At 68.6% G+C, this 16652-nt stretch carries 13 protein-coding genes and 1 pseudogene; 9 read left to right on the top strand and 5 right to left on the bottom strand.

Annotation, left to right across the window (positions count from 1 at the left end):
- Nucleotides 1-65: 65 nt before the first annotated feature.
- Nucleotides 66-482: a universal stress protein gene (locus ACFYXH_RS23715; protein ID WP_389566793.1), complete on the top strand. Its 417-nt coding sequence runs from the start codon at nt 66-68 to the stop codon at nt 480-482.
- 150 nt (nt 483-632) lie between these two features.
- Nucleotides 633-1328 (top strand): response regulator, encoded by a 696-nt coding sequence (locus ACFYXH_RS23710; protein ID WP_389566274.1) that lies wholly within the window; start codon nt 633-635, stop codon nt 1326-1328.
- Between the two features lie 198 nt (nt 1329-1526).
- Here the strand turns inward: ACFYXH_RS23710 and ACFYXH_RS23705 are convergent, their stop codons facing one another.
- Entirely contained in the window at nt 1527-3254 is a 1728-nt protein-coding gene (locus ACFYXH_RS23705; protein ID WP_389566271.1) for a GAF domain-containing protein, read from the bottom strand.
- 584 nt (nt 3255-3838) lie between these two features.
- Between ACFYXH_RS23705 and ACFYXH_RS23700 the strand changes: the two genes are divergently transcribed.
- Together ACFYXH_RS23700 and ACFYXH_RS23695 are read left to right on the top strand one after the other, a co-directional pair.
- A complete protein-coding gene (locus ACFYXH_RS23700; RefSeq protein WP_389566824.1) occupies nt 3839-4165 on the top strand; it encodes a hypothetical protein in 327 nt (108 codons plus the stop codon).
- 156 nt (nt 4166-4321) lie between these two features.
- Nucleotides 4322-6931 (top strand): cation-translocating P-type ATPase, encoded by a 2610-nt coding sequence (locus tag ACFYXH_RS23695; protein WP_389566269.1) that lies wholly within the window; start codon nt 4322-4324, stop codon nt 6929-6931.
- Here the strand turns inward: ACFYXH_RS23695 and ACFYXH_RS23690 are convergent.
- Nucleotides 6897-7082 carry a DUF6059 family protein gene (locus ACFYXH_RS23690; RefSeq protein ID WP_389566266.1) on the bottom strand — a complete coding sequence of 62 codons (186 nt, stop codon included), beginning with the start codon at nt 7080-7082 and terminating at the stop codon, nt 6897-6899. The genes ACFYXH_RS23695 and ACFYXH_RS23690 overlap by 35 nt on opposite strands.
- A 547-nt stretch (nt 7083-7629) precedes the next feature.
- On the opposite strand from ACFYXH_RS23690, the pseudogene ACFYXH_RS23685 reads away from it, so the two are divergent.
- A pseudogene (locus ACFYXH_RS23685) lies at nt 7630-7859 on the top strand (glycosyltransferase); the annotation flags it as partial.
- Between the two features lie 136 nt (nt 7860-7995).
- On the opposite strand, the gene ACFYXH_RS23680 reads toward ACFYXH_RS23685, so the two are convergent.
- Nucleotides 7996-8706, bottom strand: a complete 711-nt coding sequence (locus ACFYXH_RS23680; RefSeq protein ID WP_389566263.1) for an MOSC domain-containing protein — start codon at nt 8704-8706, stop codon at nt 7996-7998.
- Between the two features lie 82 nt (nt 8707-8788).
- Here ACFYXH_RS23680 and ACFYXH_RS23675 point away from each other — a divergent pair, with 82 nt between their 5' ends.
- From ACFYXH_RS23675 to helR, 3 genes are all read left to right on the top strand, one after another.
- A complete protein-coding gene (locus ACFYXH_RS23675; protein ID WP_389566260.1) occupies nt 8789-9436 on the top strand; it encodes a LysE family translocator in 648 nt (215 codons plus the stop codon).
- A gap of 572 nt (nt 9437-10008) precedes the next feature.
- Nucleotides 10009-11244 (top strand): glycosyltransferase, encoded by a 1236-nt coding sequence (locus ACFYXH_RS23670; protein ID WP_389566257.1) that lies wholly within the window; start codon nt 10009-10011, stop codon nt 11242-11244.
- A gap of 132 nt (nt 11245-11376) precedes the next feature.
- A complete protein-coding gene (gene helR, locus ACFYXH_RS23665) occupies nt 11377-13530 on the top strand; it encodes an RNA polymerase recycling motor ATPase HelR (RefSeq protein ID WP_389566255.1) in 2154 nt (717 codons plus the stop codon).
- A gap of 334 nt (nt 13531-13864) precedes the next feature.
- Here helR and ACFYXH_RS23660 read toward each other — a convergent pair whose 3' ends face one another.
- Both ACFYXH_RS23660 and ACFYXH_RS23655 read right to left on the bottom strand, forming a co-directional pair.
- Entirely contained in the window at nt 13865-15583 is a 1719-nt protein-coding gene (locus ACFYXH_RS23660; protein ID WP_327327575.1) for an acyl-CoA dehydrogenase family protein, read from the bottom strand.
- A gap of 109 nt (nt 15584-15692) precedes the next feature.
- Nucleotides 15693-16250, bottom strand: coding sequence for a PadR family transcriptional regulator (locus tag ACFYXH_RS23655; RefSeq protein WP_389566251.1), 558 nt, complete (start codon nt 16248-16250; stop codon nt 15693-15695).
- Nucleotides 16251-16345: 95 nt separating this feature from the next.
- Between ACFYXH_RS23655 and ACFYXH_RS23650 the strand changes: the two genes are divergently transcribed.
- Complete coding sequence (locus ACFYXH_RS23650) at nt 16346-16597, top strand: hypothetical protein (RefSeq protein ID WP_389566248.1); 252 nt, start codon at nt 16346-16348, stop codon at nt 16595-16597.
- Nucleotides 16598-16652 lie beyond the last annotated feature (55 nt).

Here is a 16652-nt window from a genome sequence, read left to right as displayed (position 1 = left end):
ATTCCGGGGCACACTCATCTCCCGACGCACTCCGGCCGACCGGCGCTCCCCACAGCTCCGACGTTGTGGCCGGCATCGACCTCACCCATTCCTGCGACGAGGTGATCAAATTCGCCTTCGAAGCGGCCCTCGTACGCGGCGTGGGCCTGCACGTCGTACACGGCTACACCTTGCCGTCGTCGTACGCGATCGCCGCCGGTGGGGGCACGCTCATCGACGATTCCGGGCTGGTCAGGGAACGTGAGTACACGCTGAACACGGTCCTGGAGCCGTGGCGCGAAAAGAGCCCTGACGTTGCCGTCCGTGCCAGCAGCGTTTCGGGGCAGGCCGTCGCCCACCTGGTCGAAGCGGCTGCCGATGCGCCGATGCTGGTCATCGGCCGACGCGAGCGAACATCCCCCCTCGGAATGCATCTGGGGTCTGTGGCTCACGGCGTGATTCATCACGCAGCCTGCTCGGTGGCCGTCGTGCCCCACGCCTGAGACCAAGCCCCGGTCCAGGTGACCGCCCGTCGGGTGGGGGCTCCCGTGGCGAGATACGCGGGGCCCATCCGGCCCTGGCGCGGCCCCATGGCGACGGACTAAGGATGGAACCACAGGGCAAGGTGCTCGTGACAGTGTGGAGGACAAGCAATGACCGAGGACCTGGAAACTTCACCGCGGAAGCCTATTCGCGTATTCCTGCTCGACGACCACGAGGTCGTGCGGCGCGGGGTGAGCGACCTGCTCGACGCGGAGCCCGATATCGAAGTCGTCGGTGAGGCGGGGACAACAGAACAGGCTCTTGCCAGAGGGCCGGCGCTGCGTCCTGACGTCGCCGTGCTGGATGTGCGGCTGCCGGACGGCGACGGGATCACGGTCTGCCGAGAACTGCGGTCAAGGATGCCGGATCTGGCATGTCTGATGCTGACCTCTTTCGACGACGACGACGCACTCCTCGACGCGATCATGGCGGGGGCCGCAGGCTATGTGCTGAAGGAGATCAAAGGGTCTGCGCTTGTTGCCGCGGTCCGCACCGTGTCCTCCGGCCAGTCGATGCTCGACCCAGCGACCACGACCCGTCTGATGAGTAACCTCCGCGGCGAATCTCCGCAGAACACCGAAACTGGCGCACTGTCCGGGCTCTCCGCCCGCGAACAGGAGATCCTCGATCTCATCGGAGAGGGACTGACCAACTCCCAGATCGGCAAACGGCTTTACCTCGCGGAGAAGACGGTCAAGAACAACGTCTCCCGCCTGCTTGCCAAGCTGGGCGTCGAGCGGCGCATCCAGGCTGCGGTCATGGTCACGCAGGCCGCTCCGCAGGCCCCCGTTCGGCGGGTCCGCTGAAGCGGAGGAAGGCACTCGTCAGTCCGGGAGAGAGCCTTCACCCAGGGACGCCCGGTACCTGCCACGTCAGGCGCGTGCCGCCGTGCGGGGAGGTGTCGACGATCCATCGGTCGCCGAGCCCGACCTACGACGGGCAGCGGAGACTGAGCGCTCACGGGGGACCGTGCACTACTTCGTGCCGCGCTGTCCGGGGCGGGGTCACTCGTCGGCCGAAAGGGGAACGCTCCAGTCCACGACACTGCCAGTGGGCTGATTGGGCGCAAGGACCAGAGCTCCTCCGAGTTCCTCGGCGCGGGTGTGGAGGTTGGCCAGGCCGCTGCGGTGGGCGCGCGCGGGGGCAGTACCCCGGCCGTTGTCGGTCACCCGCAGCGTAAGGTGCGCCGAGGTCACCTGGGCGGTGATCTCCACCTCGGTGGCGTCGGCGTGCCGGGCGGCGTTTGCGAGGGCTTCGCGGAGCACTGCAAGAAGGTGGTCTGCCATTGCTTGTGGGACCAGGGTGTCCAGCAGCCCGGTCATGCGCAGCGCAGGCGCGAATCCCAACGCCTCGGATGCCCGGTTCGATTCGGCCACCAGGCGGGAGCGCAGCCCGGTGTCCTCGGGGCGACCGCGCTGTTGCAATCCGTAAATGGTGGAGCGGATGACCTTGATGGTGTCGTCGAGGTCATCCACGACTCGTGCAATGCGCTCGGCGACCTGCGGTCGGTCGGCGACCTGGGCGAGGGTGGACTGCAGGCTCAGACCGCTGGCGAACAGGCGCTGAATGGCCAGGTCGTGCAGATCGCGGGCGATGCGGTCACGGTCGGTCAGAACGAGGAGGTGTTCGGCGTCGTGCCGATGTCCGGCGATCTCCAGCGCAAGAGCGGCATGGTTGGCGAATCCGGCGATCATGGCCACGGCCGCGTCGGAGAACGCGGGACGGCCGCAGTGGCGGGCGACTTGCAGGACACCGCGCACATGTTCGGGCGTACCGAGGGGGACCATGAAGACCGGTCCCAGGGTCGTGGAAGCGGTGTCCCGTTCGGCGCGGGGGTCGGCGTTCCAGTCCTGGGTGGTGATCGTCTCGCCTGAGCTGTAGACCTTCCCGGCCAAGGTGGTGTGCGACAACACCAGTCCAAGGGCACGATTCGCGTCCGTTCCGGCGGCGGCCTCGATCACCAGATTGCCGGTGCGAGGAACGGGCACGGCGAGGGTGACCACGTCGGCGTCGGCCATCTCGAGGACGGTGGCGGTGAAGTTCCTCAGTACCTCGGCGGGTTCAATGCCGGACAGCAGGGCACGGGTCAGTTCGCCGCTGGCCATCAGCCAGCGCTCCCGACGCTGGACGGCGTCGTACAGCCGAGCATTGTCGATTGCCACCCCGGCTGCCACGGCCAGCGTGACCAGCACCGCTTCGTCATCGGCGCCGAACTCGGCCCCGCCCCGCTTCTCGGTCAGGTACAAGTTGCCGAACACCTTCTCACGCACCCGGACAGGGGCACCGAGGAAGGTCCGCATCGGTGGATGGCCGGCCGGGAAGCCGGAGGCATCGGGCTGCTCGCCCAGGTCGACCAGCCGCAGCGAGTGCGGTTCACGGATCAGGAGCCCCAGGATGCCCCGGCCCTGCGGATAGGGCCCGATCTGCTCGATGGTCTCGTCGCCCATGCCGACCGTTATGAACTGGCTGAGCCCATTTTCCTCACCAATCACGCCCAGGGCCCCGTACCGAGCATCAACCAGGTCTGCTGCGGACTGCACTATCTGCTGCAGTACAACACCAAGGTCCAAGTCGCTGCCGACGGCCAGAACCGCCTCCAGCAGCGGATCTACGCGATCCCGGGGCGAGCGCGCAAGGACTGCCTGCGACTGCGGGTTGTTCAGCAGCTCGTCCAGCCGCAGCTGCGATGCCGCCGCCCCGGTATCCCCCTCGGCATCCGTGTCCTCGCCCACTTCGGCTCCCTAAGGCCGCCGGCACATTGCCTTTGGCTCCTCCAGCCTGCCCCGGACGGATCGGTCTGCACGCATCCACGCGTACCAAGACGAATCCATGCCGTCAAAGAACCCGCGTTCACGAAGCCGTCCAGCATGCTGCGGGGCACGAACCCATCAGCCCTGCGACGCTCGATGACACCCACCACGATATGGATGATGCTGCCGGGATGCCGGCGAAGAGGCCATCGAGTCGCTCTGCCAGGGCCGGTGGGCCCCTTGGAGAGGCCGTTCGGCCCTCGCCCCTGAACCCGAATACGGCACAGGCTGAGATGGCGGGCACCACGCCCATGAGCCCTCCCCCACTGAAGTGATGGCGCATGGCGACTGCCGAGGACCAACACCATGGGGCAGGAGTTCGTGTCCATGACCGTCACGCTGTACGGGCGGCAAGCGGCCCGGTGCGCGCCTTGTCACCGAGTTCTCCACACCGGTCCGTGCGGGCATTGCCCGCTCCACACAGGGTCGGTACTCGCCTATGGGCTGCACAGTGAGGCCCCAGCCCCCGGCAGCAGATCAGTCACTCTGCACCGAGGAGGCGAGTGATGCGTGAAGGGGCCGGCGGTACAGGCGAAGCTGTCCATCGGGCGGACGCGTGCATTCCGCGTCACACGCCGATCGCTTCTCCTCGGCATCAACCCCTTGCACGCCTATTGCGTGACCGGGAAAAGTGCCGACAGTGGTCGATTGTGGTGAGCTCCTCCCCCACAACGACGCAGACTACCGGCGTCCACGACGAGCAGTTGCGTCAATGGGGACCGAATGCGGTCGCCTCACACAAGGCGGCGGACGTCCGTCTGGGCCACCACGCCTGGATTCGTGAGCACGGCACCGACCTGCCCGAAGTCAGCGAATGGAACTGGAACAGCTGAGCGCCCCGGCGTTGGTCCGTGATGTCGGAGACAGGACGCTGATGCACCCCAGCTCCAACTGACGCGGTCAAAGCTCCAACTGACGCCGCCAACGCACCCAGCGCCCACTGAGCCAGGCCCGTAAGACCATGAGCACCTGAAGCAACCGGAGTCACCATGCCCCTTACGTCCGCACCCCTTCCGGGGGCCGCCCGGGCGACAGGTCTCAGTCAGGAGCAGGCATCCCAGCTGCTGGCGGAGTGCGGTCCCAACGAGCTCAGCGAACAGCGCAGGATATCGCTTCGGTCCCGAATCTTCGCTCAGCTTCGTGACCCGCTGATCATCGTGCTGCTGGCGGCCGCGGCACTGACCGTGGCGACCGGAGACCACGCCGACGCAGTCGTCATCTGTGTGGTCGTGCTCTTCAACACCACCGTCGGGGTGGTGCAGGAGGTGCGCGCCGACAATGCGGTCGCTGCCCTCTCCGCCATGACCGCGCCTGCCGCACGAGTACTGCGCGGCGGGACGGAACAGGAGGTGACCTCGTCAGCCGTCGTCCCGGGCGACGTGCTGGTACTCGGTGAGGGCGACATCGTCCCCGCTGACGCCGCGCTCACGCAGGCCGCTGCCCTGCTGATCGACGAGTCGGCGCTGACCGGCGAATCCGTACCGGTCGACAAGGACGTCCACGGAACGGATCCGCACACGGGACAACTGCAGGCGGGAACCGTCGTACTGCGTGGCCGCGCTGTCGCCACCGTCACCGCCACCGGGCCGCGCAGCGCCCTCGGCATGATCGCCGCCTCGCTGCACCCCCGACAGCAACAGACCCCGCTCCAAAAGCGCCTGGCCGGGCTCGGCCGGGTACTGGCCCTGGTCACTGTAGGGCTGTGCCTCCTCGTGCTCGTCCTGGGACTGGTGCGCGGCCAGTCCTTGGAGACGATGGCGGTAACGGCCATCAGCCTCGTCGTGGCAGCCGTCCCGGAGTCACTGCCGGCCGTCGTCACCCTCGGCCTGGCGCTGGGCGCGCGGCGGATGGCCGCTCGCAACGCCGTGGTTCGCCGCCTGTCCGCAGTGGAGACCCTGGGATCGGTCACCGTACTGGCCACGGACAAGACAGGCACCCTCACCGAAGGCCGCATGGTCGTCGAACGAGTATGGACCGCCGCCCATGGCACGGTGACCCTGACGGGCGCGGGATACGAACCCGTTGGTGAAATTCTCACGACCGGCCGACATCCAGAACCCGCAACCAGGAATGCCGTACGAGAAGTGCTCATCGCAGCGGCGTTGTGCAACGACGCGTCGCTGATTCCGCCCGGGGAAGCAGACGCGCAATGGACCCCGCTCGGTGATCCAACCGAGGCCGCCCTGCTGACCGCCGCCGCCAAAGTGGGCTGCACACCCGACGAGTTGGTGCGAACTCATCCCCGCGTCGACGAGGTGCCGTTCGACAGCCTCCGCAAACGTATGACCACCATCCACCGCACGCCCTCGGGAACGATCGAGATCTACCTCAAGGGCGCACCTGAAATGGTGCTGGACGCCGCGCTTCTGAACGAAAGTCCCGCGTCACTGGAGCATGCGCGTAAGGAGGCCGCCGCCCTGTCCGCCGAGGGCTACCGCGTCCTGGCCATAGCGTCAGGTTCGTCGACCTGTATTCCTGTCCCGATCGAGGAGTCGGAAAGCGGCTTGCGGCTGCTGGGACTTACAGCCATCAGCGACCCGCCCAAAGAAGCAGCCACTGCGACCGTGCAAGCCTGCCGCCGTGCCGGGATCACCCCGGTTCTCATCACTGGAGACCACCCGGCGACTGCCCGTGCGATCGCGGAAAGGGTCGGTATCCTCACGCGAGCTGACGCCACCATGCCGAGCCGCGTGGCCACCGGCAAAGAGCTGGCCGCCGGACAGATCCCGGACCCCACCCGGGTCAGGGTTTTCGCTCGTACCACGCCTCAACAGAAACTGGACATCATCCAAGCGTGGCGCGCCCGCGGAGAGGTCACCGCGATGACCGGCGACGGCGTCAACGACGGCCCCGCCCTGCGGCAGGCCGACATCGGCGTGGCGATGGGCCGCCGGGGAACCGAAGTTGCCCGCCAAGCTGCCGATCTGGTCCTCGCCGACGATGAACTGACCTCGGTGATCTCGGCCGTGGAAGAGGGCCGCCGTGTCTACGCCAACATCCGCCGGTTCCTGGTCTATGCGCTGGCCGGCGGTGCCGCGGAAATCCTCGTTATGCTCATTGGCCCGATGCTCGGACTCGCATTGCCTCTGCGAGCAGGTCAGATTCTGTGGATCAACCTGCTCACTCATGGTCTGACAGGGGTTGCCATGGGCGCCGAACCGGTCTCACCCCACGCCATGCGACGCGCGCCGCGCCCGCCGCAGCAGCACGTACTCGGCGACGGGCTCTGGCAGCGGGTACTGCGGCTGTCGGTCCTGGTCACGGCAGCCAGCCTCGCTGCCAGCCTCTGGGTCCGGCACTCCGGCGGCCCGTGGCAGACCGTCCTGTTCATCGCCCTGCTGGCCGCCCAGCTCGGCGTCGCTCTGGGGCTGCGGGAGCGACTGTTCACGCGCCAAAATCTGTTTCTGCCCGCAGCTGTGCTGACTGCGGCGGGGCTGGGCGCTGCCGCACTCTACGTGCCCTTCCTGGCAGACCTGTTGGACACCTCATCGCCATCGTGGACCGGTATCGCACTCGCCGCGACTGCCGGCCTCATCAGCTTCGGCGCAGCGCGCACCGAGAGGCTCACGGCCAGCCCGGCAGCTCCTTGCGGAGCATGAATTCCAGCTCGGTCAGCGGACCGCCGGCGGTGAGATGCTCGGGGTGGCCCGGAGGCGGTTCCTCCAGGCCCTGGACGGCGCCGGTTATGACGTGGCCGACTTCCAGGAGCTCATGCGCACCGGAAGGGCCCTGCAGCACGCAGGCCGGCACGAGGCCGGTCCATCCCGACGAGCGCGACGAGCTTGGCGGCGGTCATCCGGGGCACCAGCACCGGGGGCGGGCCCGGCCGGAGGACAGCCGGGAATCGAGTCGGCGGGCGGGTGGTAAGGGCACTGGCGCGACATCGGGAACTTGGGCAGCATGCGGCCCCCTGGTTTTCTGGGACGGCGGACGTTCGTCCGCGATGACGCGGCATTGTCCGCATCGGCGATAAAGCGCCCCTAAAACGTCTCCTGCACGCCACTGCACCGCCGACGAGCAGGGCATCGAGGCAGGTGACCAGGCTGATCGCGGCCACGGCGGGCTTCCACCCTCCACGGTGGTCGGGGCAGGATCCCGAACCCGGCGAGGCCGCCCAGGCAGTCGGCCGGAATACGGGCATCGGCTTCGCCCCGCTTCCGCGGCGCAGGCGGCGGTGAGGCCGTCCAGTCCCGGGTGCCCGTTTCCGGTCCGCCACAGCAGCGACCAGGCATACAGCAGCGTGGGATCGACCAGCGGAACGGAGCGCAGCCCGGTTCGAGGCGGACGAGTCGGTGTGCCAGCCCGGCGTGCAGCGGGGGGGGCGGACACCATCCCGATCGGCCCGACCACCATCCTGGCCCGCACCGAACTCGTGCGCGCGGCAGGCGGGATGGGCGGTCTCGTGCAGGGCGAGGACTGCTGCGCCGCCGTGGGCGTCGCCTGCCTCGCACCGGCGTACTGCTGCCGATGACGGTCTACCGGTACCGCAAACACACAGGTCAGATGACCCGGCAGGGCTCCTATGAGGCGACACGAGGGGGCCCGGCGACCTCACCGCCGTGGCCCCCTCGCTGTCCCAGATCCATCTCACCGCTGCTGACTTTGCAGGCGTGGTGTCGTCCGGAACTGACAAGTGACGTGCGCCGCACGGCAATGGGCCTCGTCAGATGAGAACGACAGCGTCCCCGGAACTCACCGGGCCGGGCGCCACCACTATGGCCAGGGCATCCAGCCGGGCCTGATGTGCCTTCGCAATTGCTCGCAGTACCAGCGGGGAATGAGGCAGATCCTGCTGGGCCTCATTGGTCATGACACACCGCTCGCTGGAGCGCACGAACTCCACGCGCAGGGCACCGCCGATCCACGCCTTGCACCCGAACCACTCGTCCTCGACGAACGGACGGGTACCCGGTCGGGTCCGCACCAGGAGATTCGGCCGGAAGCGCCGCTCGTCAACCGGTACATCGGGTACGGCCGCGCGCACCCAGTCGAGGGTGGCTGTGGTCAGGATGCTGAGAGGAAGCTGGTCGAAGTGGGAGATGGCTTCCTCGCGGGCCAGTTCGACGTCGTGTCGGCCAAGGTATCGGCGAAGGTAGGCAGTCGGCTCCGCAACGGTCACGCCGTGCGGATCCAGCAGTTCGGGCTGCTCCGTTCCGTCCGGGTAGCGGGAACGCAACTGCAGCAGGCCGGGCATGCGGCGGAATCGTCGGGTGTTCTTCCCCGAGCCGAACTTGCCCGTGCCGTCGCGCACCGCAAACAGGCGGTCGCCGACGAGACCGCGGGTGTCAACGTCCGCTCGCTGCACCTGTTCGCCTCCCGTCGACTTGATCGGATACCGCCATATGCGCTCGACCGTTCCTATCGTGCACGTCATTCAGCGTACGTTACAAGAGTTTCCTGCCCGATTCCGGGCAGGAAATGGGAAGTTGACGTCTCCGGCATTACAGTGGCCACTCATGATCACTGCCTCCGCACTGGGGTCCTTCGCACTGATCGTGGGACTCCTCACGCTCATACCCGGCCTCGACACCGCCCTCATACTGCGCACCGCTGCACTGGGTCACCGCAGGCGCGCCTGGGGCGTCGTCCTCGGCATCCAGACCGGAACCCTCGTCTGGGGTGTGCTCAGCTCGCTCGGCATCACCGCTGTACTGACCGCCTCCCACCTCGCCTACGCGGTACTCCGATGGGCAGGGGCCGCGTATCTGGTGTGGATGGGAAGCCGGATCCTGGCATCGACCCTGCGCCGACGGGCTCGGGCGGATCTGGCTCGGGCCGACGCTGCGCACGAGCCGGATACTGTCGGCAGCTTCGGGAGCGGCTGGCGCCGGGGCACCCTGACGAACCTGCTCAACCCCAAGGTGGGCGCCTTCTACATGGCTGTCCTGCCGCAATTCATTCCGGCCGGCGCCCCGCACCTGACGACCGGCACCTTGCTGGCCGGCGTGCACATCCTGCTCGCCTCGCTCTGGTCGGGCGTACTGATCGCATTCGCCCGGGTGCTCCGCGGCAGCCTTCGGCGCCCCTCAGCACGCCGGATCCTCGACCGGATCAGCGGCACGGTCATAGCCGGCTTCGGCGTCCACCTCGCCCTCGGAGACTGAACATCATCGTCCACGCCCAACGCGGCCACGCCACGGCCAAGAGCATGGCACTGACGGTCCACTGGGCCGCGATGGCGTCGGCGACCACCCTCGCCAGCTGGTTCGACGCCGCGGCCAGCGCCCCGGAATGCTGGGCGAGGACCCCAGCGGCGTCGCCGAGACACTCCAAGGCGCGATGCCGGGGGAAGGACAGCCGGGCCGCGGTACCCGATGCTGCGCAGCTCCGACGCGACGGCATGGCAAGGTTCAGGCGGCCTCCCGCAGCAGGCAAAGGCCGTTGAGCAGCGGGATACCGATGAGGGCGCCAGTGATGACCATGACACTCACCGCGCAAGAAACGCAATGCCTACAGGCCCAGGGGAGATCCTCCTGGGCCGACGGTACCGCCGTACGCGGTGCGCCGCCGCTTCCCGAGGAGGTTGTCCGTCCACAGCGGACGACAAAGGGCAAAGAGAGTACCCACTCTCCTTGCCACTTTTAACTTATAGCGCACCGGGGGGCTTGCGGCAAGACCCCCGTCGTGCCGCAGAATCTCCGGCCTAGGCCAGAATCCAAGGGAACGAGAGTCACGAATGCGCGTGTTGTTGTCGACGTACGGGTCGCGCGGGGACGTCGAACCGCTGGTGGGACTCGCGGTGCGGTTGCGGGAACTCGGCGCGGAGGTGCGGGTGTGCGCACCTCCGGACAAGGAGTTCGCTGAGCTGCTGGCCGGTGTCGGCGTGGAGTTGGTGCCGTTCGGCCAGTCTGTGCGCGAGCTGGTGACCGGGGCGCGGCCGCCGTCGGCGGCGGACGTGCCCCGGTTCGCGGCCGAGTTGGTCGCCGCGCGGTTCGACACCATCGCCGCGGCGGCCGAGGGATGCGATGTGCTGGTGGCCACCGGCTTGATGCCGGCCGGCACACGGTCGGTGGCCGAGAAGCTGGGCATCCGCTACGTGTACGCGTGCTTCCATCCGTTCGAACTGCCGTCGCCGCACTACCCGCCGTCGCCGCGGCCGGGCACGCCGTTCCCGCCGGACGTGACCGACAACCGGGTGCTGTGGGACCTGGACGCCCAGAAGGTGAACGCGCTGTACGGCGAGGCACTCAACACCCACCTGGCCTCGATCGGCCTGCCACCGGTGGACAACGTCCGCGACCACGTCTTCACCGACCAGCCGTGGCTGGCGGCCGACCCGGTCCTGGGCCCGTGGCAGGAGCTGACGGATCTCGACGTGGTGCAGACCGGCGCGTGGATCCTGCCGGACGAACGCCCGCTCCCGGCCGAGCTGGTGGCGTTCCTGGAGGCCGGCGCACCGCCGGTGTACGTGGGCTTCGGCAGCATGCCCATGCGCGCCTCGAAGGACGCCGCCCAGGTGGCCGTCGAGGCGATCCGCGCGCAGGGCCGCCGCGTACTCGTCTCCCGCGGCTGGGCCGACCTGGGCCTGATCGACGACCAGGGCGACTGCTTCGCCGTCGGCGAGGCCAACCACCAGGCGCTGTTCGGCCGGGTGGCCGCCGTCGTGCACCACGGCGGCGCGGGCACGACGACGACGGCCGCCCGGGCCGGCGCGCCCCAGGTGGTGGTACCCCAGATCGTGGACCAGCCGTACTGGGCCGGCCGGGTGGCCGAGCTGGGCATCGGCGCGGCACACGACGGTCCGATTCCGACCTTCGAGTCCCTGTCGGCCGCGCTCAAAACTGCCCTGACCCCCGAGACCCGCGCACGCGCGACCGCCGTGGCCGCCACGATCCGCACCGACGGGACCACGGTGGCCGCGAAGCTGCTGCTCGACGCGGTCAGCCGAGAAAGGCCGCCCGTGTCCGCGTGAACCACGCGGGATCGTCGAGCCAGGACCCGGAACACGAGAACCTGCACACCCTGGGCCACCAGGTTCGTGACGCCGGTCCGGACGCCTTGCTGCACGCAATGGTCAAAGTGACCTCAGATCGGAGCCAATAACGTGAACCCCCTGACTACCAGGGCGTTTGACCTTCCCGACCACCTCTCCCCCAAGGCCGACCCGACGCTGATCGCCGGCGATGAGCAGCACTTCGCGGCCATCGCGGAGTGCCTCGAGCAGTCGATCGCCGAACTGTCCGGCCGCCTCGATGCCGAGCTCAAGGCGCCCGGCGGCGTAGGCCGGCAGGCGATGGACCGGGACATGGAGATCCACCGGTTGACCGCTCGCCTGCGCGCACTGCGTCGCTTCGGTTTGGACCTGTGCCTCGGGCACATGGTCGGCGCAGACAACCCCGAGCCTGTGTACGTCGGACGACTTGGCCTTACGGACAGCGCGGGTCGTCGGCTGCTGGTCGACTGGCGCTCCCCCGCGGCTGAACCGTTCTTCGGAGCCACCCACGGCAACCCGATGGGTCTGGCAAGCCGCCGCAGGTATCGCTGGACCCGCGGCCGGATCAGCGACTACTGGGACGAGGTGTTCACCTCGGACGGGTTTGCCGGGCACGCCGCGCTCGACGATCAGTCCGCCTTCATCGCCAGCCTGGGCAGCAACCGGTCGCCACGGATGCGAGACGTGCTCGGCACCATCCAGGCCGACCAGGACGCCATTATCCGGGCGGGATCCCGCGGCGCTCTCGTCGTCGACGGCGGTCCGGGTACGGGGAAGACCGTTGTCGCCCTGCACCGCTCCGCCTACCTCCTCTACTCCGACCCCCGCCTCGGTCACCACCGGGGCCGCGTGCTGTTCGTCGGTCCGCACCGGCCCTACCTGGCCTACGTCGCCGATGTCCTCCCCAGCCTCGGAGAGGAGGGCGTGCAGACCTGCACCCTGCGGGACCTCGTCACCGAGGGAGCCGGAGCAGCGATCGAGGCCGACCCGAACGTGGCCCTCCTCAAGTCGTCCGCGAACATGGTGAAAGCGATCGAGTCGGCCGTCAGGTTCTACGAGGAGCCGCCCACCAAGGGGATGACGGTCACGACCCACTGGTCCGACATCTGGCTGAGCGCCGACGAATGGGCCTCGGCATTCGAAGCAGCAGAGCCCGGTACTCCGCACAACGAGGCGCGCGACCAGGTCTTGGAGGAACTGCTCACGATCCTGGTGGACAAGCACGACGGCGACGCCCCTGATGACCTGCTCCGCAAGTCACTGCAGCAGAACAGGGAGCTGCTCACGGCCTTCAACCGCGCGTGGCCGCTGCTCGAAGCGGCCGACCTGGTCGGAGACCTGTGGTCGGTACGCGCCTACCTGCAGATGTGCGCTCCCTGGCTCAGCCCCGATGACGTGTCGCTGCTGCAGCGCGGGGAAGCCCAGGCCTGGACGGTGTCCGACCTGCCGCTCCTGGACGCGGCACGGCAGCGGCTCGGCGACCCGGAGGCGTCCCGACGCAAGCGCCGGAACGAGGCCGCCGTCGCCGCCGAACGCGCGAGCAGGGCCGACGTCATCGACAGCCTGCTGCAGAACATCCTGATCGACGAGAGCGAAGGCGCGGTGGGGATGCTGCACGGACGGGACCTGCAGGACACCCTGGTCGACGAGAGCGCACTGCCCGGCGCCGAACCGGACCTGCTCGCCGGCCCGTTCGCGCACATCGTCGTGGACGAGGCCCAGGAACTGACCGACGCGGAGTGGCAGATGCTGCTGCTCCGCTGCCCGTCCCGGAGCTTCACCATCGTCGGGGACCGTGCCCAGGCCAGGCACGGGTTCACGGAGTCGTGGCAGGAACGGCTCGAGCGGATCGGGCTCGACCGGATCAACCTGGCCTCCCTGAGCATCAACTACCGGACGCCGGAAGAAATCATGGCGGAAGCCGAGCCGGTCATCCGGGCCGTGCTCCCGGACGCCAACGTGCCGACATCCATCCGCAGCAGCGACGTCCCCGTCGTCCACGGATCCGCTTCGGATCTGGGCTCGATCCTCGACACCTGGCTCGCCGCACATGCCGACGGGATCGCCTGCGTCATCGGCGATCCCACGTTCCGGGCGACGTCCCGCGTCCGGTCGCTGACCCCGGAGGTGTCGAAGGGGCTCGAGTTCGACCTGGTCGTCCTCATCGACCCAGAGGCGTTCGGCAAGGGCATCGAGGGAGCGGTCGACCGCTATGTCGCGATGACCCGAGCGACCCAGCAACTCGTCATCCTCACGAGCTCCTGACGTCGGCCGGACGAACGCCCGCTCCCGGCCGATGCGTGTCGGCCTGGGCGCGGGCGGGCCGCCAAACCCGGGCGACCAAGATCCGGACCACTCACGGACCAACTCCCCACCGACGTCCCCCAAAACCACCGTTCCCGCTGGTCAAGCGCCGCCTTCTTTGCGGGGGTTGGGCTGGACGCCGTCCGGTGCTCTCCACGGCGCTGCCTTGTACGCCCCCTCTCTGCCAGGCGCGTGACCGCCCGCCTCGGAGTCGCTGGGAGCGCCGTGGCTTCCTGCGGTCCGAGACGGGCGGTCGCCGGCCCCGGGCGGGCGGACAGCCCGATCTGCTCTGCCGTTACGGCGCCATCTCGTATGCCCCGGACAGCGCCTCGACGCGCTCCCAGACTCGGGCCGAGCGGGCGTCGTCGACGACCGGGCGACGGACCGCGCCCAGCGCCCAGTGCTGCTGTTCCGCGGTGGCGGAGTCCTTGCCGTGCAGTTCGACGGCGTGCGCGGAGAAGTCGCGTACGAGGACGGAGAACAGTTCGTCGAGCACGTCCTCCTCGACGCTGGTCAGGCGCGCCTGTTCCAGGATCAGCTGGCCGTGCACGACCAGCGCGAACAACTGGCCGACAGCGAGAAGAAGATCGAGGTCGCGGCTCTGCTCCTCGCCGGGAGCTGCGGTGGTGACGAACTCGCACAGGGCGTCCGCCTGCTCCCGGAAGCGGCCGACGTTGGGCACATCGGCATACGCGTCGTAGGCGGTGCGCCAGTCGTGGAAGCGTATGGAGCCCAGGCCGCGGGCCGGTCCCTGCCGGAAGAGGAAGGCGTCGTCGGCCGCGTCGAGGCGGGTCGGCACGGGGGCGTACTGGGCCGGGTGCAGCAGGTGATTGCGCATGAACTTGAGGATCAGCGCAAGGTTGACGTGGACCGTGCCCTCCAGCTTCGGCAACCCCCGGATCTCGACGGCGGCCTGGGCGAAGTAGGTGTCCTTCTCGAAGCCCTTGGCCGCGATGACGTCCCACATCAGGTCGATGACCTTCTCGCCCTCCGTGGTCACCTTCATCTTCGTCATCGGGTTGAACAGCAGGTAGCGACGGTCATCGGGGCCGGCGGAGCGGAAGTAGTCGACGGCGCGGTCGCTGAACAGCTTCATGCCGACGAGGCGGACGTACGCGTCGGTCAGCTCGCGGCGCACGTGCGGGAAGGCGGTGACGGGGCGGCCGTAGAGGATGCGGTTGTGTGCGTGGGTGACGGCCTCGTACATCGCGTGCTCGCAGATGCCGATCGAGGCGGTGCAGAGGTTGAACTTTCCGACATTGACAGTGTTGAGGGCGGCGTCGAAGGCAGCGCGGCCGGTGTGCAGTACGTCGTCGGGGCCGACCGGGTAGTTGTCGAGGCGGAACTCGCTGACGTACTTCGAGGAGTCGACGACGTTCTTCACGAGGTGGTACGCCGGGTGGCGGCTGTCGGCGGCGAAGAAGACGTAGCCGTCGGGGCCCTCGACGTCGGTGCGGCGGCCGAAGACGGAGACCAGGCCGGCGGCGTTGCCGTTGCCGATGTAGTACTTGGAGCCGCTGGCCCGGAAGCCGCCGTCGCCGTCGGGCTCCAGCAGCATGTCGGTGGAGTAGATGTCCGCCCCGTGGGCCTTCTCGGACAGGCCGAAGGCGAACACTTCGCCCTGGGAGAGGAGTTCCGCCGCACGGGTGCGAGCAGCGGCGTTGTCGCTCTGCCAGACCGGGCCGAGGCCGAGGATGGTCACCTGCCACGCGTACCAGTAGTCGAGCCCGTAGAACCCGAAGATCTCGTTGAGGGCGGCGATCCGTGCGGTGTCCCAGCGATTGTCCTTCTGCCCGCCGGCGGAGGCCGGGGTGAGGAAGGTCGAGAACAGGCCTTCCTTGGCGGAGAACGCAAGGAAGTCCGCCAGCCAGGCACGGGAGCGGTAGTCCTCGATCAGCTTGCGCTTGCCGCGGTCCTCGAACCAGTCGACGGTGGCGCGCAGCAGCCTGCGGGTCTCGGGGTCGAAGTGCGCCGGGTCGTAGGTGCGCGGGTTGAACAGCAGTGGGTCGGCCATGGATGTTCGCCTTTCCGGCTTGAGGGTCGAGGACTGTGGGCTGGAGAGCTTCAGGTAAGTGAGGCTGACGGGAGTGGTCGGGACGGACCGGTGGCTCGCCGGCGGCGGTTCAGCGTTCGGGACCGAGCCGGTGAAGCGTGTCGAGTACGTCGTCGAGCCAGGCGAGCGTCATCCGCTCGTACGCGATGCCGCCGCGCAGCACGACATGCTGGAGTTCCCGCCCGGCGTCGGGCGTTCCTGGAACCTCGGGTCCCGTGAAGTCACGCCGCTCCCCCACGAGATAGTGCGCGAGTCGTTCGGTGTGCGCCTGGTGGTGCCGCTCGACCTCGCGGATCAGCGCGGCGGGGTCGTCGAAGGCCGCGCCGCGGATCTTCACGGCGAGGTCGTGCCGGACGCTCTCGGGCTCGATCGGCTCGTGCAGCCACTGGGAGAGGGCGGCCCGGCCCGGGGCGGCGACGGAATACTCCTTCTTGTCCGGCCGGGCCTGCTGCGGCACCTCGCGGACGTCGATCCAGCCGTCGCTCTCCATGCGCTTGAGGACGCGGTAGATCTGCTGATGGGTCGCGGTCCAGAAGTAGCCGATGGACCGCTCGAACCGCCGGGCCAGCTCATAGCCGGAGCCCGGCTTCTCCAGCAGGGAGACGAGGATCGCGTGCTCGAGCGCCATGCCCCGATCCTTCTATGCAACTAGTTGCATAGACAAGCGGCACCGCCCAGGTGAGACACGGCTCACCCGGGCGGCCGGGCGGAGCCACAGCGCACATGGGCTGCTTCGAACGGGAGCCGTTCCCGGCAATGGCCCGACGGCTGGCCAGAGGTACGGAGCTCTTCCACGGGCTGCGGGTCCTGGCCCTGGACGGGATACTGCTCGCCGTCCCCGACCCGGTCGACAACCCGGAGACCTTCGGCAAGCGCGGCTCGCAGCGCAGCCCGATGGTGAAACCGAGCGCGGAGCCCACACCTGACCCGCGAGGGCTCGCCGCTGACGAGCTCCCCCCTCCAGCGCCAAGTTGAGTGCTTCGAGAAGCCATCGGGCGGGGACGCCCCCGGCGAGATTGTGCCTGCCCTG

The organism is Streptomyces sp. NPDC002730 (genome assembly GCF_042888805.1).
In the GTDB taxonomy this organism is placed as follows: domain Bacteria; phylum Actinomycetota; class Actinomycetes; order Streptomycetales; family Streptomycetaceae; genus Streptomyces.
The sequence above is the reverse complement of the archived record's forward strand: the minus strand, read 5'-3'. Positions and strand labels throughout refer to the sequence as shown.

What these genes read in the sequence shown, in the direction of transcription:
- ACFYXH_RS23670 (WP_389566257.1), top strand. Translation starts at nt 10,009, where the DNA reads ATGCGCGTGTTGTTGTCGACGTACGGGTCGCGCGGGGACGTCGAACCG.
- ACFYXH_RS23660 (WP_327327575.1), bottom strand. Translation starts at nt 15,583, where the DNA reads ATGGCCGACCCACTGCTGTTCAACCCGCGCACCTACGACCCGGCGCAC.
- ACFYXH_RS23700 (WP_389566824.1), top strand. Translation starts at nt 3,839, where the DNA reads ATGCGTGAAGGGGCCGGCGGTACAGGCGAAGCTGTCCATCGGGCGGAC.
- ACFYXH_RS23655 (WP_389566251.1), bottom strand. Translation starts at nt 16,250, where the DNA reads ATGGCGCTCGAGCACGCGATCCTCGTCTCCCTGCTGGAGAAGCCGGGC.
- ACFYXH_RS23650 (WP_389566248.1), top strand. Translation starts at nt 16,346, where the DNA reads ATGGGCTGCTTCGAACGGGAGCCGTTCCCGGCAATGGCCCGACGGCTG.
- ACFYXH_RS23680 (WP_389566263.1), bottom strand. Translation starts at nt 8,706, where the DNA reads ATGACGTGCACGATAGGAACGGTCGAGCGCATATGGCGGTATCCGATC.
- ACFYXH_RS23710 (WP_389566274.1), top strand. Translation starts at nt 633, where the DNA reads ATGACCGAGGACCTGGAAACTTCACCGCGGAAGCCTATTCGCGTATTC.
- ACFYXH_RS23675 (WP_389566260.1), top strand. Translation starts at nt 8,789, where the DNA reads ATGATCACTGCCTCCGCACTGGGGTCCTTCGCACTGATCGTGGGACTC.
- ACFYXH_RS23695 (WP_389566269.1), top strand. Translation starts at nt 4,322, where the DNA reads ATGCCCCTTACGTCCGCACCCCTTCCGGGGGCCGCCCGGGCGACAGGT.